The sequence below is a fragment of the Tabrizicola flagellatus genome, assembly GCF_046295235.1.
GTDB lineage: Bacteria > Pseudomonadota > Alphaproteobacteria > Rhodobacterales > Rhodobacteraceae > Tabrizicola > Tabrizicola flagellata_A.
On the sequence record NZ_JBKBLV010000041.1, the window covers coordinates 1 to 22,416 of the forward strand.

Genomic DNA, 22,416 nt, shown 5'->3' on the forward strand with positions numbered 1-22,416 from the left:
GCGACCTCAAGACGATCGGGCGCGAGGACTGACGGCCGGCGGGTGCAGGGCGGAGCGCCTGCGGCGCGAGAGCCCCTCTCGCCTCTGGCCTGCGGCCAACCGGCTCGGCCGTCGAGGGCGCCTCGCCCCCCAGCCGACCGGTTTCTCGAACCGGTGGCGAAACCGTTCGGCTACCCCCCGAGAGTATTTGGACAAGGGCAAGAGCCGGGGCGGGATGAGGGAAGATCAGGCCAGCGCCTGCCGGATGAAGGCCAGGGTCTCGGCGCGAACGGGGTCGGTCTCGAAGGCTTCGCCGCCGTGGCCGGCACCTGGGACGAGCTTGTAGTCGATCCGCGCGGCGGGATCGGCGGCGACCCAGGCCTCGCGCAGGCGCTTGGCCTGGAGGTCGGCAATCAGCGGATCGGCGTCGCCGTGCCGGATCAGGATCGGCGGCAGGGGTTCGCGCAGTTGCGCGAGCCGCCCGACCGGCCCCATGGCCCGCGCCGCCGCGCGGTTTTCGCCCACGGCAAAGCCCAGGAGCTGGCTTTCCGCGCTGTCGGCGGCATCGGTCGGCCCCATCTGCGGCGTACGGCCCAGGGTCTTCATGTCCTGGTCCATGGTCGAGAAATCCATCGGCCCGTAGAGGCTGACCACCCCGCGCGGGCTGAGGCCCACCTCGACGAGGCTCAGCGCGGTCGAGACGGCGAGGAAGGCCCCGGCCGACTGGCCCATCAGCACGATGCGGGAAGGATCAAGCCCCAGCGCCGCGCCCTGGCGTTGCAGGTGCACGATGGCGGCAAGGCAGTCGTCGCCCTGGGCCGGCCATTTCGCCGTGCCCGAAAGGCGGTAGTTGACCCGCACCACGGCGATGCCGGAGTCGAGCAGTTCCGGCCAGACCGCAAGGTCGGTCTTGTCGCCCGCGCGGAAGGCTCCGCCGTGATACATGACCAGCACCGGCGCCGGCCCCCGCCCCCCGGGCAGGGTCAGATCGAAGGTCTGGAGCGGATCCCTGCCATAGGCGATCTCGGTCGCACGGGAGCCGCCCCAGCGCCAGAGCGCGAGCCCCCCCGCCGCCGCGGCCGCGCCGCCGATCAGAAGGGTCCTGCGGATCAGTCCGGGCATGTCAGCCTCCGTGCGATGCGGGTCAGGTCGGCGGCGAGGCGGGTCTCGAACCGCGCGAGGCGTGGCTCGGCCACGGCCTCGGCGCCGTAGAGCGCGCGCCAGGTCAGCCGGGCCTTCGGCGCGCAGGGTTTGAGGATGGCGAGCCGCAGGATGCGGCGGACCGGGCGGCGCAGCACCAGCCAGTCGATCCAGGCCGGCGCACCCATCGTGGTGACGGCCAGCACCTCGCGCAGGCTGTGGAGGCGCGGCAGCATCGGGCCGAAGCCGGGGGAATGGTCGTAGGCCGTGCCCGGCGCCCAGACCCGGTCGAACCAGCCCTTGAGGATGGCCGGAAAGCCGAACCACCAGGTCGGAAAGACCAGGATCAGCACTTGCGCCTCGGCGAGCGCGCGCTTGTCCTCGTCCAGCGTCGCGGCGGGGGTGGCGTAATAGGCGGCGCGTTCGGCGGGGGTCAGGACCGGGTCGAACCCGTCGTAGAGATCGCGGCGGGAAAGCTGCCAGCCGGCGGCGCGGGCCTCGGCCTCGACCCTCGCGGCCAGGCGCGCGGTCAGGCTTTGCGCAAGCGGATGCGCGGTGACGAGAAGTGCGCGGGTCAATGCACCGCCTCGCGGAGTGCGGCCAGTTCCTCGGGGGTGACGGTGGCGGCGTCCACGACATAGGTGTGGATGGTGAAGACCACCGCCCGCGTCAGGGGAAGGCGCATCAGGCACTGGCGTTCGCTGCGGATATAGACGTGGTCGGTGGGCTGCGGGCGCTTGTCGCCCTCGATGCGGGGCTGGTGCAGGACGAAATCGTCGTAGGTCAGGTAGTTCATCCGCCAGAGCGGCTGTTCGGGCCGGATCGCATCGAACAGCCGCGCGACGCGGCGGGCGAGGTCGGCATCATAGACCGGGACCGGGTCGTGGATGCCGGTCAGCGGGCGGCCGATCTTCTGCGCGAGGCTCCACGAGGCCGGAAAGCACAGGATCGCCCCGGTCAGTGCATATTCCGCGCCCTGCGGCTCCATCAGGCAGAGGTCTTCCTGCACGAGGCGGCCGAGAGTCAGAAGGGGCTGGTCGGGATCGAGCGGCACGGTCACGCCGTCGGGGCGGGTGACGCCGCGGGCGGTCAGGGTGAAGCCGGGGGCGGCGCGGAGCCAGTCGAGGACGGTCCGGTAAAGCTCGTCGGCGGCCGGGCGCGCCGAAGGCAGGAGGGCGTGGACCACCCCGGGTTGCGCCGCGATCAGCCGGTCGCGGAGCGCCATCTGGGGGCCATAGGCTTCGTCCAGGCGCAGCCAGTCGCGGCCCTCGACCGGCAGGATGCCGGGCAGGCGGCGGGTGCGCGGGTCGATCCACGGCAGGTGCGGGAGGCGGTCCTGCAGGATGGGCTGGTCTTGCATCGGGTCGGCCATGGCCCGCTTTTGACCACGGGCGCGGGGCGGCTGCAACCAACACATTTGCGACCTTGCGCGTCGCCCCTGGCCTAGGCGGGGCCTTGCCGGCGGGGCAAGCTGGCGGAAACGGGAGGGGCCGATGGACTATCACCGCGACCGCCGGAAGATCGACCCCTCGCGCGGCGGGCGGCTGGGGGATGGGACGCCAAACGACAACGAACGGGTGGAGATCGGGCCGACGCAACTTGCCTTCCGGGAATGGGAGGCGGCGGGGTTGCAGCTGCCGGACCTCGCCCGGATGCGCGAGGATCGCTGGCGCCGGCTGGTGGCCGGTCTGGTCGCGCGGGACTATGGCGGCCTTCTGATGTTCGACCCCCTGAACATCCGCTATGCGACCGACACGACGAACATGCAACTGTGGAACACGCACAACCCGTTCCGCGCCTGCCTGCTCTGCGCCGATGGCCACATGGTGATGTGGGAATACAGGAATTCGCCCTTCCTCGTGACCTTCAACCGGCTGGTGAAGGAACTGCGCTCGGGGGCGACCTTCTTCTACAACTCGACCGGCGACCGGGGGGTGGACGCGGCGAGGGGGTTCGCCGCGCAGGTGGACGAGGTGATGCGGGCGCATGCGGGGACGAACCGGCGGCTGGCGGTGGACAAGATCATGGTCCACGGGCTGCGGGCTTTGGAGGCGGCGGGCTTCACCGTCGAGGAAGGCGAGGAGGTGACGGAGCGGGTCCGTGCCGTCAAGACGCCGGACGAGATCCTGGCGATGCGCTGCGCGCATCATGCCTGCGAGGCCGGCATCCGGGAGATGGAGGTCTTCGCGCGCGAGAACGTGCCGAATGGCGGGGGCAGCGAGGATGCGATCTGGGCGGAACTGCATGCCGCCAACATCCGGCGCGGGGGGGAATGGATCGAGACGCGGCTCCTGGCCTCGGGGCCCAGGACGAATCCTTGGTTTCAGGAATGCGGGCCGCGGATCGTGCAGGAGAACGAGATCCTCGCCTTCGACACCGACCTGATCGGCGCCTACGGCTTCTGCATCGACATCAGCCGCACCTGGTGGCTGGGCGAGGCACGGCCCTCGAACGCGATGGTTTCCGCCTTCCACCATGCGCTCGACCATATCGCCGACCACAAGGCGCGGCTGAAGCCGGGCGTGACGATCGAGGAACTGGTGATGCAGGGCCACCAGCTGGCGCCGCAATACTGGGCGCAGAAATACAGCTGCAAGATGCACGGGGTCGGGCTTTGCGACGAATGGCCCTATGTGCACTACCCCGACGGCTGGATCCCCGGTGCCTTCGATGCGGCGCTGGAACCCGGCATGGTGCTCTGCGTCGAGGCGCTTGTCTCGCCGGAAGGGGGCGATTTCTCGATCAAGCTGGAGGATCAGGTGCTGATCACCGAGACCGGCTGCGAGACGCTTACGACCTATCCGTTCGATCCGCGGCTGATGGGCTGACCGCGCCTCCTCGTGCGCCTTCGGCTTCTCGTCGGGAGGGGCGGACTCAGAGATCGACGTAGCGCGCGATCCGCACCTCGCCATCCGGCGCGGTGAAGCGCAGGTCGATCCGGCGCGCCTCGACCGTCATGCAGTCGGGCGTGACCGAGGGCGGCCAGAGCTGGCAAAGGCGGTCCCCTTCGGCCCACCACCTGCCCCAGCGGGTGCCGTCCGCGGCCTCGCGCAGGCTGCGCCCGTCCCGGAAGAAATTCTGCGTGCTGCCGTCGTCATACCGCAGCACCCGCGCCGAGAGCGCCGCCGAGATGCCGGCAGCGTCCAGAAGGCGCCACTCCCCGGCGGCTGCCGGCATCGCGAGAAGGAATGTCGGAAACAGGATCCGCATCGGCAGGCTCGCATCCGTTGATGCGGCAATACTCGGCCACGGCCGAACCGCAAGACCATTCACGGCTCGGTGAACCCCGGACTGCCGCGCCGACCGGGCGGCTCAGATCTCGACTTGCGCCAGCAGGCCGAGATGATCCGAGCCAAGCGCCTCGCGCGGGCTGACCCGTCCGCCCCTGGTCGCGAGGACATGGTCGATCGGCAGCCTGAGAATCTCGCTCCAGCCCATGTAGGTGCCGAAGGTCGGACCTGCAGGCCGGATTTCCAGGATATCTGCCAGCCGGGTGACCGAGTTCGCCCAGCGCACCATGTTGAAATCTCCCGCCACGATCGCCGGCCCCTGCAACCGGTCGAGGATAGGCAGCAGAAGCTCCACATGATCGGCCTGCGCATAGGGCCAGGGCCAGTGCAGATGCAGCGAGACCAGCCAGAACCGGTCCTGCCCCTCGACCCCGGCGACCACCTGCATCGCCGCCAGCCCGGGGCCGCAGAAGGCCGTGCCCGGAACCGGGGTCAGCCGCGTCAGGATCGCCGGGCCACCCACAACCCGCCCCGGGCAGACCTGCTGGTGCGGATAGGCGTCCCGCAGCGCGGCCAGCAGCGCGAGGTTCGGCTCGGACACTTCCTGAAGTGTCACGATCTGCGCATCGGCGGCCCGGATGTCGGCTTCCAGCGCGGAAAGTTCGGAGTTCCGGTAATTCAGGTTCTTCTGATAGACGGAATACCGCCCGGTCAGGCCGGGCCAGGTATATGCCAGTAGCACCTGCGCCCCGGTCAGAAGCGCCAGCAGCATCGCAACGAACGCCGCCATCCTCAGTCCTGCAAAGGTGGCGAACACCGCCAGGATCAGGATCGCGGCAGCAGCCAGGCCGCGACCGACCGACAGCGAATCGCCCAGCGGATGCAGCCAGCCCAGGTAGCCCCCGGCCAGGGCCAGGATCGCCAGCCCCAGGGCCAGCCCGATCACCTTCGGCCATGTCCTGCTTCCGTCACTCATTCCTACCTCTTCGTACCCGTCCGGCCAGACGCCCCATGATGTCCCACCAGCTGCAACACCAGAGACCGAAGCGGCGCGGCCATGTCTTGTCCGGTGGTCAGCCTCAGGCTTTTTAGGCCGATCACTGCGGCATAAATGAGTTGCGCCCTTGGCAACAGTTCGGATTCTTCCAGACCGACCGCGCGCAGGAACCCGGCCAGGTCAGACAAGCGCTGGCGATCCACCCGCTCGACCACCAACCTCGCGCTGGGGTCGCTGCGGCCCCAGTGGCGCAGCGCCGGTTCGATCTCGATGCCACCGACAGCTTCGCCCGACCGGACCGAGACCATGTCCACCAGAAGCATGAGCTGGCCCATCGGGTCGAGCCCCGATCGCCGGACATGCGGGGTGATCGCGGAGGTGGCCAGACCTTCCCAGAGTTCAAGCATGGTCTGATGAAGTTCAGACAGATCCTTGAAATGCCAATAGAAAGAACCCTTCGTAGCCTTGAGGTCCCGCGCCAGCGCCTCGACGCGGACTGCCGCGATCCCGCCGCGCACCAGCGCCCGGAATCCCGCCAGCACCCATCGGTACGCCTCAGTCTGGATTTGAGAACGGCCTTGCTCATGCGACAGACATGCGCAGCCGTATGGACAAGGTCCAGCGGCCCGGCTATTCCAGACGCAACCGGATGGAGCACGCGGTGCCCCCTTGGCGGCTGTCCGCCGGAATTGTGGCGCTTGTCCTTGATCTTGCCCATGTTTTCCGCATCGCGCGCGAGATTCACGGGCCAATGGTCGGCTCTGACTGGCCCGAACCGGCCAAGGCGGTCTGCTCCGTTGTCTGGCATGCGGCAACAGCGATGATGGCGCTTGGCGGGCTGGCCCTGATCGCGGCGGGCCTGATGCCCGACCGGGCGCTGGAACTGGCTGCGCTGCCGGTTGCGCTGTTTCTTTCCGCGGCCGCACTGTTCCTGTTCTACGGCCGGAGGCGGCTGGGTTCGGTCAGGGTGTTGCCGCAGTGGACCGCCTTCCTCGCCATCTCGGCGCTGGCGCTGGTCGGGCTGGCATGAGGCGGGCGCACCTGGCGCTGGGGCTGCTGCTGGCGCTGTTCCTCTCGCTGCACCTCGGGAATCACCTCGCCGGACTGGCCGGGCAGGACGTGCACAACGCGGTGCAGAATGGTCTGCGCCTGGGCTATCGGCATCCCCTGGTGGAGCCGCTCCTGTTCCTTGCCCTCGCGGCCCAGGCGGGGATCGGGGGCGCGCTGCTCTTGCGGCGGCGGCGGGCGACGCTGCAAACCCTGTCGGGCGGCTATCTCGCACTGTTCCTTGCCATCCATCTTGGCGCGGTGCTGGCGGCCCGAAGCCGGGGCACCGAGACCGACCTTGCCTTCGCCGCCGCCGGGCTGCACGCCCCTGCACCCTGGCCGGTCCTCTTCGCGACCTATTACGGGCTGGCGGTGCTGTCGCTCTTCGCCCACCTGTCGGTGCCCCTGGCGCGGCACCATCCCCGGACCGGGCGCGCCACACTGGCGACCGGCGCGGGGGCCGCTGTGGTTCTGGTCGCGCTTCTGGCAGGCCTCGTCACGCCGCTGAGGATCGCGCCTGCCCTCGTCGCGGCCTTTCCCTGGACGCCTTGCGCGCTGACCCTGCCCGGCGTAAGGGGGCGCAGACAGCCGCTGCCCGGAGGTGCCCGATGATCCCGCGCTATTCCCGCCCCGAAATGGTGGCGATCTGGTCCCCGGAAACCCGCTTTCGCATCTGGTTCGAGATCGAGGCCCATGCCTGCGACGCCCAGGCCGCTTTGGGGGTGATCCCTAGGGAAAATGCCGAGGCCGTCTGGCGCGCCAAGGACGTGCCTTTCGATGTGGCCCGGATCGACGAGATCGAAGCGGTGACCAAGCATGACGTGATCGCCTTCCTCACCCACCTGGCCGAGATCATCGGCAACGACGAGGCGCGGTTCGTCCACCAGGGGATGACCTCGTCGGACGTGCTGGACACCACGCTGAACATCCAGCTGGTCCGCGCCGCCGACCTGCTGCTCAAGGGGCTCGACCGGGTGCTCGCCGCGCTGAAGGCCCGCGCCCATGAACACAAGGACACGGTGCGCATCGGCCGCAGCCACGGCATCCATGCCGAGCCGACCACGATGGGCCTGACCTTCGCCCGCTTCTACGCCGAGATGAAGCGCAACCGCGACCGGCTCGAAAACGCGCGGAAAGAGGTGGCGACCGGCGCGATTTCCGGCGCGGTGGGCACCTTCGCCAACATCGACCCGCGGGTGGAAGAACATGTCTGCAAGATGCTGGGCCTGACGCCCGAGCCCATCTCGACCCAAGTGATCCCGCGCGACCGGCACGCGATGTTCTTCGCCACGCTGGGGGTGATCGCGAGCAGCATCGAGAACGTCGCCATCGAGATCCGCCACATGCAGCGGACCGAGGTGCTGGAGGCCGAAGAGTTCTTCAGCCCCGGCCAGAAGGGCTCTTCCGCCATGCCGCACAAGCGCAACCCGGTCCTGACCGAGAACCTGACCGGCCTTGCGCGCCTGGTGCGCATGGCGGTGGTCCCGGCGCTGGAGAACGTGGCGCTCTGGCACGAGCGCGACATCAGCCATTCCAGTGTGGAACGGATGATCGGCCCCGACACCACGATCACGCTGGACTTCGCGCTGCACCGGCTGGCCGGAGTGGTGGAGAAGCTGGTGGTCTATCCCGATAACATGTTGAAGAACCTCAACAAGTTTAAGGGCTTGGTGATGAGCCAGCGCGTGCTTCTGGCGCTGACCCAGGCCGGCGTCAGCCGCGAGGACGCCTACCGTCTGGTGCAGCGGAACGCGATGAAGGTCTGGGAGAAGGGCGCCGACTTCAAGTCCGAGCTTCTGGCCGACCCCGAGGTCACGGCCGCGCTCTCCCCCGCCGAGATCGAGGAGAAGTTCGACCTCGGCTACCACACCAGGCACGTCGACACGATCTTCGCCCGCGTTTTCGGCGAATGACGGAACCGTGATCGGCCCTGCCGGGCCGGTCGCGTTTTTCCGGTCTTGCCGTGGACACAATCGTGCTACCTTTCCGATTGTTGCGGACAGGCAGGCCAATGCGAATGATCGTTGCCGCATCTCTTGCCCTCGCGCCGCGGCTTGCGGCTGCCGCCGCAATGAGGACCGGAACGACCTGCGCCAGCCGACCCTGACAGAGGCCATCAACAGACGGAGGACCCGATGAAACCAGCCAGCCTTCTCGCCGTTCTCGCCTTCACGCTTGTCCCCAGCCTGTCGGCCGCAGCCGGCTGCCGGGGCGAACACACCGACCAGACCGCCGCCAGCTGCGCGCCCGGAATGGTCTGGGACAGCGCCAAGGGCACCTGCGTCGAAAAGCCGACCAGCTGACGCCCGGCCTCAAGCATGCATTAACCTGCGGCTGCCAGGCTTTCCCCATCGGGAATCGATGAGGATGCGATGCCGCAGGATATGGTGCCCCTTGCCCGGATCACCCCGGAACGCCGGGTCGTGGCCGTCAATCCGTTGCCTCGCCGGGTTCTGACGCCGCGGCAGAAGGCGGCCGTAATCGTGCGCTTTCTGCTTTCGCAGGAAACCTCGCTGCCGCTTGCGGCTTTGCCCGAACACATGCAGGCCGCATTGGCCGAGCAGATGGGCCAGATGCGGCTGGTTGACCGCGCCACGCTCGATGAGGTGGTGGCCGAGTTCCTCGCCGAACTGGAATCGGTCGGCCTCGCCTTCCCCGGCGGTATCGAGGGCGCGCTTTCCATGATGGACGGCCACATCTCGCAATCGGCGGCCCAGCGGCTGCGGCGGATGTCCACCGCCTCGTCCAAGATCGACCCGTGGGAACGCATCACCGCGCTGCCGACGGACCGGCTCTTGCCGATCCTTCTGAACGAGGCGGTCGAGGTCGGCGCCGTGATGCTCTCGAAACTGCCGGTGGCCAAGTCGGCCGAGCTTCTGGGCAAGCTGCCGGGCGAACGGGCACGTCGGGTCGCCTATGCGGTATCGCTGACCGGAAACGTGGACCCCGAAACGGTGCGCCGGATCGGTGCAGCGCTGCTGGCCGAACTCGACAACCAGCCGCCGAAGGCTTTCGAGCAGGGGCCGGTGCAGCGCGTGGGGGCGATCCTGAACGTCTCGCCATCGCTGACCCGCGACGAGGTGCTGGAGGGTCTGGAGGCCGAGGATGCCGCCTTTGCCGCCGAGGTGCGCAAGGCGATCTTCACCTTCGCCCATATCCCTGCGCGCCTGAACCGGCGCGACACGCCCAAGATCACCCGGCTGGTGGACCAGCCGCAGCTGGTGGCCGCGCTGGCCTTTGCCACGGGCAAGCCGGGGCTTGAGGAGGCGGCCGAATTCATCCTGGCCAACATCTCGCAGCGCCTGGCCCAGGGCCTGCGCGAGGAAATGGCCGCTCGCGGCAGGATCAAGGAGAAGGAGGCCGAAGAGGCGATGACCGCCGTCGTCACTGCGATCCGCACGCTTGAAGCCTCGGGCGAGATCACCCTGATCCAGCCCGAGGATGTCTGAGGAAAAGGGGGCGGGGATGCCGATCAGGCAATCCCGTCCGATGTGTCAGAACCGGTAGTCCAGCCGCAGCGCAATTTCGCTGTTCTTGACCTTGACACCGGTTCCGTCGAAATTGTCCTTGTTCTCGACGAGGTACTCGATCCCGGCGACGAACTTGCCGCCTTGTCCGAGGGCAAGACGGGCGCCGATGCCATAGTTCACCATCGTGTCGGAAAAGGCGGGCGTCTGGTTCAGATCGTACTTGGTCATGCCAACGAAGGCATAAGGCAGCAAGCGGCCCGCATCGTAGCCGCCGATCAGCTTGACCCGTGTCGCGTCCCAGTCCGACGCAGGGGCGAGATCGCCATAGTCCCCCTTGGAAAAGGACAGTTCGCCCCCGACAACGGCACGGCCGAAATCGCGCAGGTAGCCGGCGTGGATCCCGAACCCCGAGGTGTCGTAATCGATGGAACTATCGCTGAAGCTCCCGCTAACGGCGCTGACACCGGCGTAGAACCCGGTCCAGTCCCACCCCGCCGGGGCAGCAGCCGGCGCGGCAACCTCGGGCTCTGCGGCGACAGCAACGGGTCCGCCCGCCTGCACAGCCCCTGCCGAAAGACCCAGCACCGCCGCAAGAACAAATCTCATGATACATCCTCCAAACAACGTCATGAATACAGGCTTTATACAGCATGTTGCCGTTGGGGACAGTCGGGGAATCCGGCTTCCTGTAGCCAATTCGCGAACAATCCGGGGCGATCGTCGCGCTAGCTGCGCCACTTGCCGGCACGGGCACAAGCCTCTAGAACCACCGGATGTCGGTCGTCCATCTGTCCCAGGTCACGCGCGGCGTGGTGTTGATGATCCTGGCGATCTTCCTCTTCACCGCGATGGATGCCACCGCCAAGGGGCTGATCGACCGCTATCCGGCCGCGCAGGTGATCTGGGTGCGCTTTGCCGGCCAGCTGTTCCTGGTCCTTCTTATCCTGCGCCACCACCTGGGCCCGGTCCTGCGCACGCGCTTTCCGGTGCTACACTTCTGGCGCTCGGCCTCGCAGTTCGGGGCGACCACCTTCTTCTTCCTGTCGCTGGCCCATATCGGCCTGGCCGAGGCGACGGCCATCGCCGACACCAACCCCGTGCTCATCACGCTTGGCGCGGCGCTCTTCCTGGGCGAAAGGCTCGGACCGCGGCGCATCGCGGGCGTGGTCGTTGCGCTGATCGGTGCGCTGATCGTGATCCGCCCCGGCGCCGGGGTCTTCACCTGGGCCGCGATCCTGCCCTTCCTCTGCGCGCTCTCCTATGCGACATCGGCCCTGCTGACGCGGCGGATCGGGGCGCAGGAAAGCGTCTGGGCCTCGATGGTCTATGCCGCGCTGTTCGGGACCATCGCCGCCGGAGCCGCCCTGCCCTTCGTCTGGACCCCGGTCGCGACCGAGGATCTCTGGCGCTTTGGCCTGATCGCCTGCCTCGGCACCGGGGCGCAGCTGTGCATCATCCGCAGCTTCTCCATCACCGAGGCCGGGATCGTCGCGCCCTTCGCCTATCTGGGGATCGTCTTCGCCGCCGTCTGGGGCGTGGTGCTGTATGACCAGTGGCCCGACCGCTGGACTGTAGTCGGTGCGCTTGTGATCGTGGGGGCGGGACTTTATGTCTGGCACCGCGAGAACCGGGCGCTGCGCGCGCCTCAGCCGTGAAAGCCCCGATGCCCCCTGCCGGAGAAGCCCTGCCCTTCCGCCCCGACCACTACGCGATCAACCTCGCGGCGCGCGGGCTGATCGGGCTGGCGCTGGCCCTGCCCTATCGCTGGCGGGTGCCGCTGGTGGGCTGGCTGATGCGGCGGGTGATCGGTCCGGTGGCGGGCTACACCCGGCGGGCGCGCGAGAACCTGGCGCTGGTCTGGCCGGACCTGACCCCGGACGAACGCGAGGCGATCGCGGCCGCGGCGCTGGACAATGCCGGCCGGACCCTGATCGAGAACTATTCGACCCGCGATTTCCTGGCCCGCGCCGCCGCCATCGAGCCCAAGGGGCCGGGCTATGCGGCGCTGATCGAGGCGCGCAACTCCGGGCGGCCGGTGATCCTGGTCTCGGGTCACTTCGGCAATTACGAGGCCGCGCGCGCCGCGCTGGTGGCAAGGGGGTTCCAGATCGGCGGGCTCTACCGCAACCTGTCGAACCGCTATTTCAACGCGCATTACGTCCGCACGATGCAGGCCTTCGGCGGCCCGGTCTTTCCGCAGGGACGCAGCGGGACCGCGGGCTTCGTGCGGCATCTGAAGGCGGGGGGGCAGCTCGTCCTTCTCTTCGACCAGGACGTGGGCGGGGCGCCGGTCCTGCCCTTCCTCGGCCAGCCCGCGCGCACGGCGCTGTCAGCAGCGGAACTGGCGCTGCGGCTGAAGGCCGACCTGATCCCCTTCTTCGCCATCCGCCAGCCGGACGGGCTGGGCTTCCGGGTGGAACTCGACGCGCCGATCCCGCACGAGGCGCCCGAAGCGATGATGCAGGCAGTGACCGCGGCGCTGGAGACCCGCGTCCGCGCCCATCCCGGCCAGTGGTTCTGGATCCACCGCCGCTGGAAGGTCGGCGGGCAGGTCTAGCGGCGTCAGTCCACCCGCGCAGCGGCAAGGATCGCAGCCGGCCCGTCCTGCTGCACGATCACCGCCCCCGGCTCGTCGCCCGGGAAGGGCGCCGTCACTTCCAGCGGCTCGCGGCCGGACCAGTCGCCCAGCCGTTCCCACGAGGTGACGATATTGGTGTAGGTTATGGTCTTGCCGGCGTTCTCGCCCCGCTCGATCCGCACCGTCTCTTCCGGGGTATAGCGCACCAGCTGCACCCGGACGGGTTCGTCGAGCGGCGGATCGGCCTCGGCCCGGATCACCAGCTTGTCGCCCTCGCGCTGCACGGTCAGTCGGACCGGCGTGTCGGCTTCAAGATGCGCCCGCAGGCGCTTGGCGGTCTTTTCCGGCGCGAACCCCTCGATCCGGTCCTGCCCGCCGATGATCAACTGCGGCGTGTAGATCGTCCGCGAGCCCACCGCCTTGGCATAGGCGCGCTGGCGGTCGGTGAACTGCGCCTTGGCGAAACGGTCTTCCCAGCCGATGTAGTCCCAGTAATCGACATGCAGCGCGAGGGGCAGGATCTGCGGATTTGACGCCAGCATCGCCACGAATTCATCGGCCGGCGGGCAGGAGGAACAGCCCTGGGAGGTATAGAGCTCCACCACCACTACTGGCTCGGCCTGCAATGGCATCGCGGCCGCAAGCCAGATCCCGCAAGCGGCGCTGACGAAATGTCGCATGTCGCGTATCCTGATCCTTGTCCCCAGTGCGTTATAGGGATGCCCGGCAGCGCGAGCCAATCAAGGTTTTGCGAGAGACCTGTCATATGCTGTAGGAAAGCCGCAAAGCGGGGCTGGATATTCGGCATACAATGGTATACAAATCCGCCGCAGCCGACCTTCATGGGAGCCAGAGATGACCGTCACCGTTGGACATGACCTTTCCAAGACCCGCAAGACCCTGACCGCCGGGGGCCAGACGGTCGCCTATTATTCGATCCCCGCCGCCGAGGCCGCCGGCCTGGGCGAGTTCTCGCGCCTCCCCGCCTCGCTGAAAGTCGTTCTGGAAAACATGCTGCGCTTCGAGGATGGCAAGACCGTCAGCGTCGATGACATCAAGGCCTTCTCCACCTGGGGCAAGAACGGCGGCCAGAACCCCATCGAGATCGCCTACCGCCCCGCCCGCGTGCTGATGCAGGACTTCACCGGTGTCCCCGCCGTCGTCGACCTCGCCGCGATGCGGGACGGGATCAAGGGCCTGAAAGGCTCGGCCGCGAAGATCAACCCGCTGGTGCCGGTGGACCTCGTGATCGACCACTCGGTCATGATCGACGAATTCGGCCATCCCCGCGCCTTCCAGATGAACGTGGACCGCGAATACGAGCGGAACATGGAGCGGTATGTCTTCCTGAAATGGGGTCAGAACGCCTTCAACAACTTCCGCGTCGTGCCCCCCGGCACCGGCATCTGCCACCAGGTCAACCTGGAATACCTCGCGCAGACCGTCTGGACCGACACCGACCAGGACGGGAACCTGGTCGCCTACCCCGACACGCTGGTCGGCACCGACAGCCACACCACCATGGTCAACGGCCTGGCCGTCCTCGGCTGGGGCGTGGGCGGGATCGAGGCCGAGGCCGCGATGCTGGGCCAGCCGGTTTCCATGCTGATACCCGAGGTCGTCGGCTTCAAGCTGACCGGCGAGATGGTCGAAGGCACCACCGCGACCGACCTCGTCCTCAAGGTCGTGCAGATGCTGCGCAAGCACGGCGTGGTGAACAAGTTCGTCGAATTCTACGGCGACGGCCTCGACCGCCTGCCGCTCGCCGACCGCGCCACCATCGCCAACATGGCCCCCGAATACGGCGCGACCTGCGGCTTCTTCCCGATCGACGACGAGACCCTGCGCTACCTGCGCCAGACCGGCCGGGATGAGGGGCGCATCGCGCTCGTCGAGGCCTATGCCAAGGCGAACGGCATGTGGCGCGGCCCGGATTACGACCCGATCTACACCTCGACCCTGCACCTCGACATGTCCACCATTGTCCCGGCGATCTCGGGACCGAAGCGGCCGCAGGACTATACCCCGCTGACCGAGGCCGCCGCGGGCTTCTACCGCACGGTCTGCGACTATCGCGGCGTGGATACCAGCGCCGCGGCCAAGGACATGGCGGCCGAGGGCCCGACCCCCGCCCCGGCGGTGGATGCGCGCAAGTCGGCCCCGGTGGTCGGGCAGGACTATGTGCTGCGCGACGGCTCGGTGGTGATTGCCTCGATCACCTCCTGCACGAACACCTCGAACCCCTACGTCCTGATCGGCGCGGGGCTGGTGGCACGGAAGGCCCGCGCGCTGGGTCTGAACCGCAAGCCCTGGGTCAAGACCTCGCTCGCGCCAGGGTCCCAGGTCGTGTCGGAATACCTGAAGGCCGCCGGCTTGCAGGATGACCTCGACGCCGTGGGCTTCAACCTGGTGGGCTACGGCTGCACCACCTGTATCGGCAACTCCGGGCCTTTGCAGCCCGAGATTTCCAAGGCGATCAACGAGGGCGACCTCGTGGCTGCCGCCGTCCTGTCGGGCAACCGCAACTTCGAGGGCCGGATCAGCCCCGACGTGCGGGCGAACTACCTCGCCTCGCCGCCGCTCGTGGTGGCCTATGCGCTGGCGGGCGACATGAACATCGACCTGACGACCGAACCGCTCGGCACGTCGAAGGACGGCAAGCCGGTCTATCTCAAGGACATCTGGCCGACGAACAAGGAAATCGCCGACATCGTCCATGCGGTCGTCACGCGCGAGGCCTTCCAGTCGAAATACGCCGATGTCTTCAAGGGCGACGCCAAGTGGCAGGGCGTGCAGGTCACGGATTCGGAAACCTACGACTGGCCGCCGACCTCGACCTACATCCAGAACCCGCCCTATTTCCAGGGCATGTCCGCCAAACCCGGCGTCATCCGCAACATCACCGGCGCGCGGGTCCTGGCGCTTCTGGGCGACATGATCACCACCGACCACATCAGCCCGGCAGGTTCATTCAAGGCTTCAACTCCGGCCGGCAAGTATCTGACCGAACGCGGTGTTCCCGTTTCGGAGTTCAACAGCTACGGCGCCCGCCGCGGCAACCACGAGGTGATGATGCGCGGCACCTTCGCCAACATCCGCATCAGGAACGAGATGCTGGATGGCGTGGAAGGCGGCTACACCAAGGGGCCGGACGGGCAGCAGACCTCGATCTACGACGCCTCGATGGCCTACCAGGCACAGGGCACGCCGCTGGTGATCTTCGGCGGCATCGAATACGGCGCGGGCTCCTCGCGCGACTGGGCGGCGAAAGGCACCGCCCTTCTGGGCGTCAAGGCGGTGATCGCCGAGTCCTTCGAGCGCATCCACCGCTCGAACCTCGTCGGCATGGGCGTCATCCCCTTCGAGTTCACCGGCGGCGACACCCGCAAGACGCTGGGTCTGAAGGGCGACGAAGTGGTCTCGATCGGCGGGCTGGAGGGCGACCTCAAGCCGCTCAGCCTGGTGCCCTGCACCATCCGCTATGCCGATGGCAGCGAGAAGGTGATCCAGCTGAAGTGCCGGATCGATACCGCCATCGAGATCGAGTACGTCCAGAACGGCGGCGTCCTGCACTATGTGCTGCGGAACCTAGCAGCGTCCTGAGTTCGGAAACGGACTGTTTCCACGGAAGGCCCGGGCAACCCCCGGGTCTTCACCTTTTGTTCCGAGTTTCGGCGGCAGTCTGAGGCTATCCCCAGCCAGAAGGCTTTGCACCATGTCCGACCGCTTTCCGTCCCTTCGCCCGCAACAGGCCATGACCCCTGCCCGCTCAATGGGCCGCGCGCTTCCGACCCCGGCCCCGATTGACCTGACGCTGCTCGCGGGCTTCGCACTCGTCCTGACCCTCGCGCTGATCTAGGGCAAGCGTGCCGCAAACCGGGCGTTTCCCGGGGCCTTCGAAATGGGTCCGATGGGGCTGCGCCGAGGTTAAGAAAATCCTAACGTCCGCGAGCAAGTCATTGGTATCATTTGACGATCAGAGAATGTCCACCGTGGACACTCAGGTCCCGCCAGCCAGCGCCTTTTCCAGTTCCGGCTTGAAGCGGGTCTCGTAATCGGTGCCGACCAGCGGCCCGACAAAACGGAACAGGACGGTCCCGTCCCCGCCGATGATGAAGGTCTCGGGCGGGGCGGTGACTCCCCAGTCGATCGCCCCGCGCATCGTCGGGTCGGTGGCGACACCGATGAAGGGGTTGCCCTCCTCCTCCAGATAGGCGACCGCCTTCGCGTCGTCGTCGCGGATGTTGACCCCGGCGACCCGGATGCCTTGGGCAGCCATCTCCTTCAGCACCGGATGTTCGGCCCGGCAGGGCGGGCACCAGGTGGCCCAGAAGTTGACCACCGTCACCTCGCCCGACCGCAGATCGGCTTCGGTCAGCCCGCGGATGCCCTGCAGCGTCGTCGCGGGCAGCGCCGGCGCCGGTCGGCCGACGAAGACCGATTGCAGCTCTCCGGGGTTCGACCGCTGCATCCCCGCGTAGAACAGCCCCGCCAGTCCCGCGAACAGGACCGGGGGCAGGATCATCAGCCACCTAGCCATCCGACTTCTCCTGCCGCGCCTCGACCTCGGCCAGCGCGCGCTTCATTCTCGCCGACTGCCACAGCGACAGCCCGACCAGCGCCGCGACCAGCACCGCAGTGGCCAGGTAGGACCCCAGCACCGCGACGGCGTATTTCCCCAGATCCGGCATCACGCGACCCGCTCCCGCGCCAGAAGCGCCTTCAGCCGCCGCGCACGGATCTCGGTCCGGGTGCGCACGAGGACCATGGTCACGAACAGAAGGATGAAGCCCGCGATGCAGACCACCAGCGGCAGCCAGAACACGTCCGACACATTCTCCTGCTTGTCCATCGACAGCGAGGCCCCCTGGTGCAGCCCCTGGTTCCAGAAGTTCACCGCATAGCGCGACAGGAGCGCAAAGACCGAGCCAACCAGGCAGAGGATCGAGGTCAGGTCGGCCGCCGTGTCGGGGTCCTCGACGGCCGCCCAGAGCGCCATGTAGCCGAAATAGAACAGCGTCAGGATCAGGAACGAGGTCAGCCGCGGGTCCCAGGCCCACCAGGTGCCCCACATCGGCTGGCCCCAGAGCGCGCCGGTGACCAGCGCGATCAGCGTGAAGGTCAGGCCCACCGGCGCGGCGGCCTTGGCGGCCAGTGCCGAGACATGATGGCGGCGGACGATCCAGATGAGCGAGGTGACCAGCATCATGATCCAGGCATTGATCGCCATCATCGCGGCGGGCACATGCAGGTAGATGATCTTGACCGTCGAGCCCTGCTTGTAATCATCCGGCGTGAAGAAGAACCCCCAGACCAGCCCGACCGCCAGCAGGATCGCCGTCAGCCCCACAGCCCAGGGCAAGGCCCAGGCCGAAGTCTGCATGAACTTCTTCGGGTTCGCATATTCCCAGATCGACATGGGCAGTTGCCTATCCTGTTCCAGTTTTCCGCTCAACACACCATCGCGCGAGAGCTCAGCGCAAATTGACGCGGATCGCGCTTGCGGCCGCAAACGGCAACAGCGCCGCTGCCCCTAGGCTGATCGCCGCAAGCAGCGCGAGGGGCGTCCCCAGCGCCATCCCTTCGGCCCCGCGCCGGACGAGCTCTCCGCCGAAGATAAGGGTGGGCACATAGAGCGGCAGGACCAACAGCGACAGGAGAAGCCCGCCCCGGCGCAGGCCCACGGTGAGCGCAGCGCCGAAGGCGCCGATCATCGACAGGGCCGGCGTGCCGAGCACGAGGCTAACCACAAGCCAGGGATAGCCCCCCGAGGGCAGGTTCAGGAACACCGCCAGCCCGGGCGCGATCAGGGTCAGGGGCAAGCCCGTGACCAGCCAGTGCGCAAGCGCCTTCACCGCGACGACAGCCTCAAGCGGGATCGGCGCAGTGGCCAGCAGGTCCAGCGATCCGTCCTCGTGATCCAGCGCGAAGATGCGGTCGAGCGAGAGGAGGCAGGCGAGGAGCGCGCCGACCCACAGGATCCCCGGCGCGATCCGGCCCAGCGTCCCGCCCTCGGGCCCGACCCCCAAGGGCACCAGCACCGACAGAAGGAAGAAGAACGCGAGCCCCAGCCCGAAGCCGCCGCCGGAGCGGAAGGCAAGCCGCAGGTCGCGCAGAAGCAGCGCCTTCATGACGCCCCCCGCATTTGCCCTTTTCCAAAATACTCCCGCCGGAGGCTCCGACGGCGCGCCCGGGTGCCAAGGCCCGTCATGCGAAGACCTCATCGAAGCCGGTGTTCTGGATCACCCGGGCGCGGTGGGGCTCGAGATCGAGCACTTGCGCCTCGGGCAGGCCAAGGTCGACATGGGTGGCGATGACAGTCAGGCCTCCGGCCGCGAGATGGGCGCGGACCACATCGGCGAAGAGGGCAACGGAGGCGACATCGAGGCTGACGGTCGGCTCGTCGAGCAGCCAGATCGGGCGGCCGGTGACCAGAAGGCGGGCGAGGCCGAGGCGGCGTTTCTGGCCTGCCGAAAGTTCTCCCGCCCGGCGCCGGGTGAGTTGGGTGAGGTTCAGGGCGGTCAGGGCGTGGTCGATGGCGGGGCCGCCGTAGATTTGTGACCAGAAGCTCAGGTTTTCCGCGACGGTCAGGGTGGATTTCAGCCCGTCGGCATGGGCGGCGTAGGCGACGGAGTCGGGGGGCAGGTGGTAGGTGCCCTCGGCTGGCGGTTGCAGGCCTGCGAGGGTGCGCAGCAGAGTCGTCTTGCCCGACCCGTTCGGCCCGCGCAGGATCAGCGCCTGACCGGGCATCAGTGCAAAGGTCAGGCCCCGCAGGACCGTCACCCCGCCGCGTGCGACTGCAAGATCGGACGTGCTCAACATGGGCGAAGCCCTAGCCGATGGGGGCGGTTTGGGAAAGGGGCATGGTCAGCGCCAGTCGCCGAGGAGGATGTTGCGGGTGACGACTTCCACGGGCCGTTCCCGCGCGATCAGGCCCGCGACCCATTCGCAACTGGCGGCGTTGAACACGGCCCCCCTGCCCCGCCGGTACTCGGCCATGCAGCCGTTGCCGCGGCTGGCGAGGCCCAGGGTTTCGGGCGTGACCGCGCCATAGATGGTCTGGGCGACCTCTTCGGCGTCGAGGGTGCCGATGAAGTGATCCATGTCGTGCCGCCCGGTGTGGTGGGCGAGTGTGGTGGCGGGCGAGAGGGCGACGATGGTCAGCTCACCCTCAAGGCCCGCATCGGGCGCGGGGTATGGCAGGCCCTTGCGGATCTCGTAGTCGATCCCGTCGACCTCATAGCCGAAGATTCTCGATTGCGCGCCAAGGACATCGCCGTAGCCAAGGCCGGTGCCGGCCATCGACCAATGGTCGGGGCGGTAGAGGGTGAAGCCGCCCGAGCCGTGGGCGGCGCAGCGGCTCCACCCGGCATAGACGCCCATCGACCCGGTCAGGCCCATCGTCGCCACGGCCGGGCGGCGGGCTCGGGGGTGGTCCCAGTAGCTCGTGATGCGGTCGGTCTGGCCAAGGGGGTCCTCGGCCTCGGCCCTGGACTTGTGGCAGGTCTGGGTGAGGAGGTCGGGCGAGAGCCGCGTCTGCCAGAAGAAGTTGCCGCCAAAGCGGGCAAGCCGGCCGCCAGCGTCGATCCAGGCGTCAAGATGGTCGCGCATCTCCCTCGTCCAGTATTCGTCATGGCCAACGATCACGGCCCGCGGGTAGCCTTTCAGGAGGTTGGGGTCGGCGTGGAGATCGTGCTGGGTGACATAGTCCAGCGCGATGCCCTGCCCCTCCGCCCAAAGCGCGAAGGGGCGCTCAAACGCGGCCCAGCCCGAGGAGGCGTATTTCTTGGAAATGCCGTTCGCGCGGGCGTAGTCCATGTGCGGATAGCGCGGCCGGGACAGAAGCGGCGAGGCATGGGGGATGCGGGGGGCGTCCTCGGGCCAGCGGACGAAGCCTTTGGCCCAGGGCCGCAGGAGGCTGACCTCGGCGGCGAAATCCCCCCCGGTCGGGCCGCAGAGGCCCTGGTAATGGTTCGACCCGCCCCAGTCGTTGTAGGCGCACCAGGTGCCGGTAGCGAGGATCAGGGCCAGCTTCGCGGTGGGCTGGGCGGGTTTCAGGACGAACATGCCTTGGGAGGAGTGGCCGTCGATTTCCAGCGTCACGGTATAGACGCCGGTCGGCCAATGGGTCGGGATCTCGTGCTGGAAAGCCTCGGGCCAGCCGCAGCCCTTGACCGAGCAATCGGAAGGGGTGGCGGCGAAGCTGGTGGGGATGAGGGTGTCGAGGACGGTGACGGGCGTGAGGCCATCGCGGGCGATGACCAGGCGGGCCTGGGGCGCAGAAGACATGGCGTGGAGACGCAGGGTCTCTCCCGGAAGGTAGGACAGCGCGGCGGTGTAGCCCCAGACCTGGGGGCGCGTCGGGTCGGGCGAGGCGGTCTCGTAATAATGCCCGGTGACCGGATCGCCGTCGTCATGGGGACCGGGTACGAAGAAGCCTTGCATCGTGCGCCTCGCGTGGTTTTCGCGCAGCATCGGCGGGCTGGAAGGCGAAGGCAACGCCCATTCGGCCTTGAACTGCGCCCTGTCCTGTGGCCCCTTGGCCGAAAACAGGGGGTTTCATGCGGATCGGAGATGTCTCGTTCTGGTATGCCGACATCGGCCTGCCCTATCGGCGCGCGGCGCTGGCCGGCGACACGACGGCGGATGTGGCGATCATCGGGGCGGGATATACCGGGCTCTGGACCGCCTGGTATCTGAAACAGGCGACCCCCGCGCTGGACGTGCTGGTGATCGAGAAGGAGTTCGCGGGCTTCGGCGCCTCGGGCCGGAACGGGGGCTGGCTGACGGGCGGCTTTGCCTGGAACCATGCGCGGTATCTGGAGACCTCGTCGGAGCACGCGGTCCGCGCCATGGTCGAGGCGATGAACGGCACGGTGGACGAGGTGATCCGCGTGGCCGAGGCCTGCGGGATCGAGGCCGACATCCAGCGCACCGACGAGCTGATGGTGGCGACGAAGCCGGCGCAGGTCGGGCGGATGCGGGCCGAGGTGGAGCACCGGCGACACTGGGGCGAGGAGGACAGGGTCTTCGAGATGTCGGCGGGTGACCTTGAGGCGCGCATCCGTATCCCCGGGGCGCTTGGAGCGATGGTGGTAACGAACGTGGCGCGCGTGCAGCCGGCCAAGCTGGTGCGGGGGCTGGCGAAGGCGGTGGAGCGGGCGGGCGTCAGGATCGTCGAGGGCACCACGGTCACGGGCTATGAGCCGGGGGTGGTCACCACCGACCACGGCCGCGTCGAGGCGCCGGTGATCCTGCGCTGCACCGAGGGCTTCACGGCAGGATTGCCGGGGAGGAAGCGGGAATGGCTGCCGATGAACTCGGCCCAGATCGCGACCGAGCCGCTGCCTCCCGAGGTGTGGGAGAAGATCGGCTGGCAAGGCCATGAGATCGTGGGGGATTTCGCCAACGCCTATTGCTATTGCCAGCGCACGCGCGAGGGGCGGATCACCGTGGGCGCGCGGGGGGTGCCCTACCGGTTCGGCTCGAACCTCGACACGAACGGCGCGCCGGACCCCGAGACGATCCGGCGGCTGACCGCGATCCTGCACCGGCATTTCCCCGCCGCACGGGGAGCAAAGATCGACCATGCCTGGTGCGGCGTCCTGGGCGTCCCGCGCGACTGGTGCGCGACGGTGGGGCTGGACCCGGTCACCGGCCTGGGCTGGGCGGGGGGCTATGTGGGGGTGGGGGTTTCCACCTCGAACCTCGCGGGGCGGACGCTGGCCGACCTGGCCCTGGGACGGGACACGGACCTGGTCCACCTGCCCTGGGTCAACCGGCGCGTGAAGGACTGGGAGCCGGAGCCGATCCGCTGGCTGGGGGTGCACGGGATGTATGCGCTGTTGAACGCCGCCGACCGGCGTGAGGACCGGCCGGGCGCGGGGCCGTCGAAGCTTGCGGCGCTGGGGAACTGGCTGACCGGGCGCGGTTAGCGCAAACTGAACGCTTGCCCGGACCGGACGGCTTGGCCTA

The 22,416-nt window shown here is 68.1% G+C and carries 24 protein-coding genes; 10 read left to right on the plus strand and 14 right to left on the minus strand.

Annotated elements, in window-relative coordinates; genetic code table 11:
* Positions 1-225 precede the first annotated feature (225 nt).
* The 3 genes from ACK4IU_RS15570 to ACK4IU_RS15580 are packed head-to-tail and all read right to left on the minus strand — an operon-like array spanning position 226 to position 2,491.
* The gene (locus ACK4IU_RS15570; RefSeq protein WP_409736826.1) at positions 226-1,101 is read right to left on the minus strand and encodes an alpha/beta fold hydrolase; all 876 of its coding nucleotides are present in this window, start codon (positions 1,099-1,101) and stop codon (positions 226-228) included.
* Positions 1,089-1,697: an NAD(P)H-dependent oxidoreductase gene (locus tag ACK4IU_RS15575; RefSeq protein ID WP_409736828.1), complete on the minus strand. Its 609-nt coding sequence runs from the start codon at positions 1,695-1,697 to the stop codon at positions 1,089-1,091. The genes ACK4IU_RS15570 and ACK4IU_RS15575 overlap by 13 nt, the downstream gene beginning before the upstream one ends.
* Complete coding sequence (locus ACK4IU_RS15580) at positions 1,694-2,491, minus strand: heme-dependent oxidative N-demethylase family protein (RefSeq protein ID WP_409736830.1); 798 nt, start codon at positions 2,489-2,491, stop codon at positions 1,694-1,696. The genes ACK4IU_RS15575 and ACK4IU_RS15580 overlap by 4 nt, the downstream gene beginning before the upstream one ends.
* A gap of 121 nt (positions 2,492-2,612) precedes the next feature.
* Here ACK4IU_RS15580 and dddP point away from each other — a divergent pair, with 121 nt between their 5' ends.
* Positions 2,613-3,947, plus strand: a complete 1,335-nt coding sequence (gene dddP / locus ACK4IU_RS15585) for a dimethylsulfonioproprionate lyase DddP (protein WP_409736832.1) — start codon at positions 2,613-2,615, stop codon at positions 3,945-3,947.
* 46 nt (positions 3,948-3,993) lie between these two features.
* On the opposite strand, the gene ACK4IU_RS15590 is transcribed toward dddP, so the two are convergent.
* The 3 genes from ACK4IU_RS15590 to ACK4IU_RS15600 form a co-directional block, all read right to left on the minus strand.
* Complete coding sequence (locus ACK4IU_RS15590; RefSeq protein ID WP_409736834.1) at positions 3,994-4,296, minus strand: hypothetical protein; 303 nt, start codon at positions 4,294-4,296, stop codon at positions 3,994-3,996.
* Between the two features lie 135 nt (positions 4,297-4,431).
* Positions 4,432-5,325, minus strand: a complete 894-nt coding sequence (locus ACK4IU_RS15595; protein ID WP_409736836.1) for an endonuclease/exonuclease/phosphatase family protein — start codon at positions 5,323-5,325, stop codon at positions 4,432-4,434.
* A 2-nt stretch (positions 5,326-5,327) separates the two neighbouring features.
* A complete protein-coding gene (locus tag ACK4IU_RS15600; protein WP_409736838.1) occupies positions 5,328-5,888 on the minus strand; it encodes a TetR/AcrR family transcriptional regulator in 561 nt (186 codons plus the stop codon).
* Positions 5,889-5,941: 53 nt separating this feature from the next.
* Between ACK4IU_RS15600 and ACK4IU_RS15605 the strand changes: the two genes are divergently transcribed.
* The 5 genes from ACK4IU_RS15605 to ACK4IU_RS15625 all read left to right on the plus strand — a co-directional run bounded on the left by ACK4IU_RS15605 (position 5,942) and on the right by ACK4IU_RS15625 (position 9,842).
* Positions 5,942-6,376 carry a hypothetical protein gene (locus tag ACK4IU_RS15605; RefSeq protein WP_409736840.1) on the plus strand — a complete coding sequence of 145 codons (435 nt, stop codon included), beginning with the start codon at positions 5,942-5,944 and terminating at the stop codon, positions 6,374-6,376.
* A complete protein-coding gene (locus tag ACK4IU_RS15610; RefSeq protein ID WP_409736842.1) occupies positions 6,373-7,005 on the plus strand; it encodes a hypothetical protein in 633 nt (210 codons plus the stop codon). Before ACK4IU_RS15605 ends, ACK4IU_RS15610 begins: the two co-directional genes overlap by 4 nt.
* On the plus strand, positions 7,002-8,306 hold the full coding sequence (gene purB / locus ACK4IU_RS15615; RefSeq protein WP_409736844.1) for an adenylosuccinate lyase: 1,305 nt from the start codon (positions 7,002-7,004) through the stop codon (positions 8,304-8,306). The genes ACK4IU_RS15610 and purB overlap by 4 nt, the downstream gene beginning before the upstream one ends.
* A 222-nt stretch (positions 8,307-8,528) precedes the next feature.
* Positions 8,529-8,696: a hypothetical protein gene (locus tag ACK4IU_RS15620; protein ID WP_409736846.1), complete on the plus strand. Its 168-nt coding sequence runs from the start codon at positions 8,529-8,531 to the stop codon at positions 8,694-8,696.
* A 69-nt stretch (positions 8,697-8,765) separates the two neighbouring features.
* Complete coding sequence (locus ACK4IU_RS15625; RefSeq protein WP_409736848.1) at positions 8,766-9,842, plus strand: flagellar motor switch protein FliG; 1,077 nt, start codon at positions 8,766-8,768, stop codon at positions 9,840-9,842.
* A 45-nt stretch (positions 9,843-9,887) separates the two neighbouring features.
* Here ACK4IU_RS15625 and ACK4IU_RS15630 read toward each other — a convergent pair whose 3' ends face one another.
* Positions 9,888-10,469, minus strand: a complete 582-nt coding sequence (locus ACK4IU_RS15630) for an outer membrane beta-barrel protein (RefSeq protein ID WP_409736850.1) — start codon at positions 10,467-10,469, stop codon at positions 9,888-9,890.
* A 167-nt stretch (positions 10,470-10,636) separates the two neighbouring features.
* Between ACK4IU_RS15630 and ACK4IU_RS15635 the strand changes: the two genes are divergently transcribed.
* Positions 10,637-11,518, plus strand: a complete 882-nt coding sequence (locus tag ACK4IU_RS15635) for a DMT family transporter (RefSeq protein ID WP_409736852.1) — start codon at positions 10,637-10,639, stop codon at positions 11,516-11,518.
* A gap of 8 nt (positions 11,519-11,526) precedes the next feature.
* Complete coding sequence (locus tag ACK4IU_RS15640; protein ID WP_409736854.1) at positions 11,527-12,420, plus strand: lysophospholipid acyltransferase family protein; 894 nt, start codon at positions 11,527-11,529, stop codon at positions 12,418-12,420.
* 5 nt (positions 12,421-12,425) lie between these two features.
* On the opposite strand, the gene ACK4IU_RS15645 is transcribed toward ACK4IU_RS15640, so the two are convergent.
* A complete protein-coding gene (locus tag ACK4IU_RS15645) occupies positions 12,426-13,121 on the minus strand; it encodes a DUF1223 domain-containing protein (RefSeq protein ID WP_409736856.1) in 696 nt (231 codons plus the stop codon).
* A 175-nt stretch (positions 13,122-13,296) separates the two neighbouring features.
* Between ACK4IU_RS15645 and acnA the strand changes: the two genes are divergently transcribed.
* The gene (gene acnA / locus ACK4IU_RS15650; RefSeq protein ID WP_409736858.1) at positions 13,297-16,044 is read left to right on the plus strand and encodes an aconitate hydratase AcnA; all 2,748 of its coding nucleotides are present in this window, start codon (positions 13,297-13,299) and stop codon (positions 16,042-16,044) included.
* Between the two features lie 397 nt (positions 16,045-16,441).
* Here acnA and ACK4IU_RS15655 read toward each other — a convergent pair whose 3' ends face one another.
* The 6 genes from ACK4IU_RS15655 to ACK4IU_RS15680 form a co-directional block, all read right to left on the minus strand.
* A complete protein-coding gene (locus ACK4IU_RS15655) occupies positions 16,442-16,981 on the minus strand; it encodes a DsbE family thiol:disulfide interchange protein (protein WP_409736860.1) in 540 nt (179 codons plus the stop codon).
* Positions 16,974-17,132: a heme exporter protein CcmD gene (gene ccmD, locus ACK4IU_RS15660; RefSeq protein ID WP_409736862.1), complete on the minus strand. Its 159-nt coding sequence runs from the start codon at positions 17,130-17,132 to the stop codon at positions 16,974-16,976. The genes ACK4IU_RS15655 and ccmD overlap by 8 nt, the downstream gene beginning before the upstream one ends.
* Entirely contained in the window at positions 17,132-17,860 is a 729-nt protein-coding gene (locus ACK4IU_RS15665; protein WP_409736864.1) for a heme ABC transporter permease, read from the minus strand. The genes ccmD and ACK4IU_RS15665 overlap by 1 nt, the downstream gene beginning before the upstream one ends.
* A 55-nt stretch (positions 17,861-17,915) precedes the next feature.
* Complete coding sequence (gene ccmB, locus ACK4IU_RS15670; protein ID WP_409736866.1) at positions 17,916-18,572, minus strand: heme exporter protein CcmB; 657 nt, start codon at positions 18,570-18,572, stop codon at positions 17,916-17,918.
* A gap of 76 nt (positions 18,573-18,648) precedes the next feature.
* Positions 18,649-19,263 carry a heme ABC exporter ATP-binding protein CcmA gene (gene ccmA, locus ACK4IU_RS15675; protein WP_409736868.1) on the minus strand — a complete coding sequence of 205 codons (615 nt, stop codon included), beginning with the start codon at positions 19,261-19,263 and terminating at the stop codon, positions 18,649-18,651.
* Positions 19,264-19,308: 45 nt separating this feature from the next.
* The gene (locus ACK4IU_RS15680; protein ID WP_409736870.1) at positions 19,309-20,916 is read right to left on the minus strand and encodes a N,N-dimethylformamidase beta subunit family domain-containing protein; all 1,608 of its coding nucleotides are present in this window, start codon (positions 20,914-20,916) and stop codon (positions 19,309-19,311) included.
* A gap of 86 nt (positions 20,917-21,002) precedes the next feature.
* Here ACK4IU_RS15680 and ACK4IU_RS15685 point away from each other — a divergent pair, with 86 nt between their 5' ends.
* Entirely contained in the window at positions 21,003-22,376 is a 1,374-nt protein-coding gene (locus ACK4IU_RS15685) for an NAD(P)/FAD-dependent oxidoreductase (RefSeq protein ID WP_409736872.1), read from the plus strand.
* The last annotated feature ends 40 nt before the right edge of the window (positions 22,377-22,416 follow it).

Excerpts from the sequence above, each read along its gene's own strand:
- ACK4IU_RS15570 (WP_409736826.1), bottom strand. The coding sequence starts at position 1,101 with ATGCCCGGACTGATCCGCAGGACCCTTCTGATCGGCGGCGCGGCCGCG.
- ACK4IU_RS15580 (WP_409736830.1), bottom strand. The coding sequence starts at position 2,491 with ATGGCCGACCCGATGCAAGACCAGCCCATCCTGCAGGACCGCCTCCCG.
- dddP (WP_409736832.1), top strand. The coding sequence starts at position 2,613 with ATGGACTATCACCGCGACCGCCGGAAGATCGACCCCTCGCGCGGCGGG.
- ACK4IU_RS15590 (WP_409736834.1), bottom strand. The coding sequence starts at position 4,296 with ATGCCGGCAGCCGCCGGGGAGTGGCGCCTTCTGGACGCTGCCGGCATC.
- ACK4IU_RS15595 (WP_409736836.1), bottom strand. The coding sequence starts at position 5,325 with ATGAGTGACGGAAGCAGGACATGGCCGAAGGTGATCGGGCTGGCCCTG.
- ACK4IU_RS15605 (WP_409736840.1), top strand. The coding sequence starts at position 5,942 with ATGCGCAGCCGTATGGACAAGGTCCAGCGGCCCGGCTATTCCAGACGC.
- ACK4IU_RS15610 (WP_409736842.1), top strand. The coding sequence starts at position 6,373 with ATGAGGCGGGCGCACCTGGCGCTGGGGCTGCTGCTGGCGCTGTTCCTC.
- purB (WP_409736844.1), top strand. The coding sequence starts at position 7,002 with ATGATCCCGCGCTATTCCCGCCCCGAAATGGTGGCGATCTGGTCCCCG.
- ACK4IU_RS15620 (WP_409736846.1), top strand. The coding sequence starts at position 8,529 with ATGAAACCAGCCAGCCTTCTCGCCGTTCTCGCCTTCACGCTTGTCCCC.
- ACK4IU_RS15625 (WP_409736848.1), top strand. The coding sequence starts at position 8,766 with ATGCCGCAGGATATGGTGCCCCTTGCCCGGATCACCCCGGAACGCCGG.
- ACK4IU_RS15630 (WP_409736850.1), bottom strand. The coding sequence starts at position 10,469 with ATGAGATTTGTTCTTGCGGCGGTGCTGGGTCTTTCGGCAGGGGCTGTG.
- ACK4IU_RS15635 (WP_409736852.1), top strand. The coding sequence starts at position 10,637 with ATGTCGGTCGTCCATCTGTCCCAGGTCACGCGCGGCGTGGTGTTGATG.
- ACK4IU_RS15640 (WP_409736854.1), top strand. The coding sequence starts at position 11,527 with ATGCCCCCTGCCGGAGAAGCCCTGCCCTTCCGCCCCGACCACTACGCG.
- ACK4IU_RS15645 (WP_409736856.1), bottom strand. The coding sequence starts at position 13,121 with ATGCGACATTTCGTCAGCGCCGCTTGCGGGATCTGGCTTGCGGCCGCG.
- acnA (WP_409736858.1), top strand. The coding sequence starts at position 13,297 with ATGACCGTCACCGTTGGACATGACCTTTCCAAGACCCGCAAGACCCTG.
- ACK4IU_RS15655 (WP_409736860.1), bottom strand. The coding sequence starts at position 16,981 with ATGGCTAGGTGGCTGATGATCCTGCCCCCGGTCCTGTTCGCGGGACTG.
- ccmD (WP_409736862.1), bottom strand. The coding sequence starts at position 17,132 with ATGCCGGATCTGGGGAAATACGCCGTCGCGGTGCTGGGGTCCTACCTG.
- ACK4IU_RS15665 (WP_409736864.1), bottom strand. The coding sequence starts at position 17,860 with ATGTCGATCTGGGAATATGCGAACCCGAAGAAGTTCATGCAGACTTCG.
- ccmB (WP_409736866.1), bottom strand. The coding sequence starts at position 18,572 with ATGAAGGCGCTGCTTCTGCGCGACCTGCGGCTTGCCTTCCGCTCCGGC.
- ccmA (WP_409736868.1), bottom strand. The coding sequence starts at position 19,263 with ATGTTGAGCACGTCCGATCTTGCAGTCGCACGCGGCGGGGTGACGGTC.
- ACK4IU_RS15680 (WP_409736870.1), bottom strand. The coding sequence starts at position 20,916 with ATGCTGCGCGAAAACCACGCGAGGCGCACGATGCAAGGCTTCTTCGTA.
- ACK4IU_RS15685 (WP_409736872.1), top strand. The coding sequence starts at position 21,003 with ATGCGGATCGGAGATGTCTCGTTCTGGTATGCCGACATCGGCCTGCCC.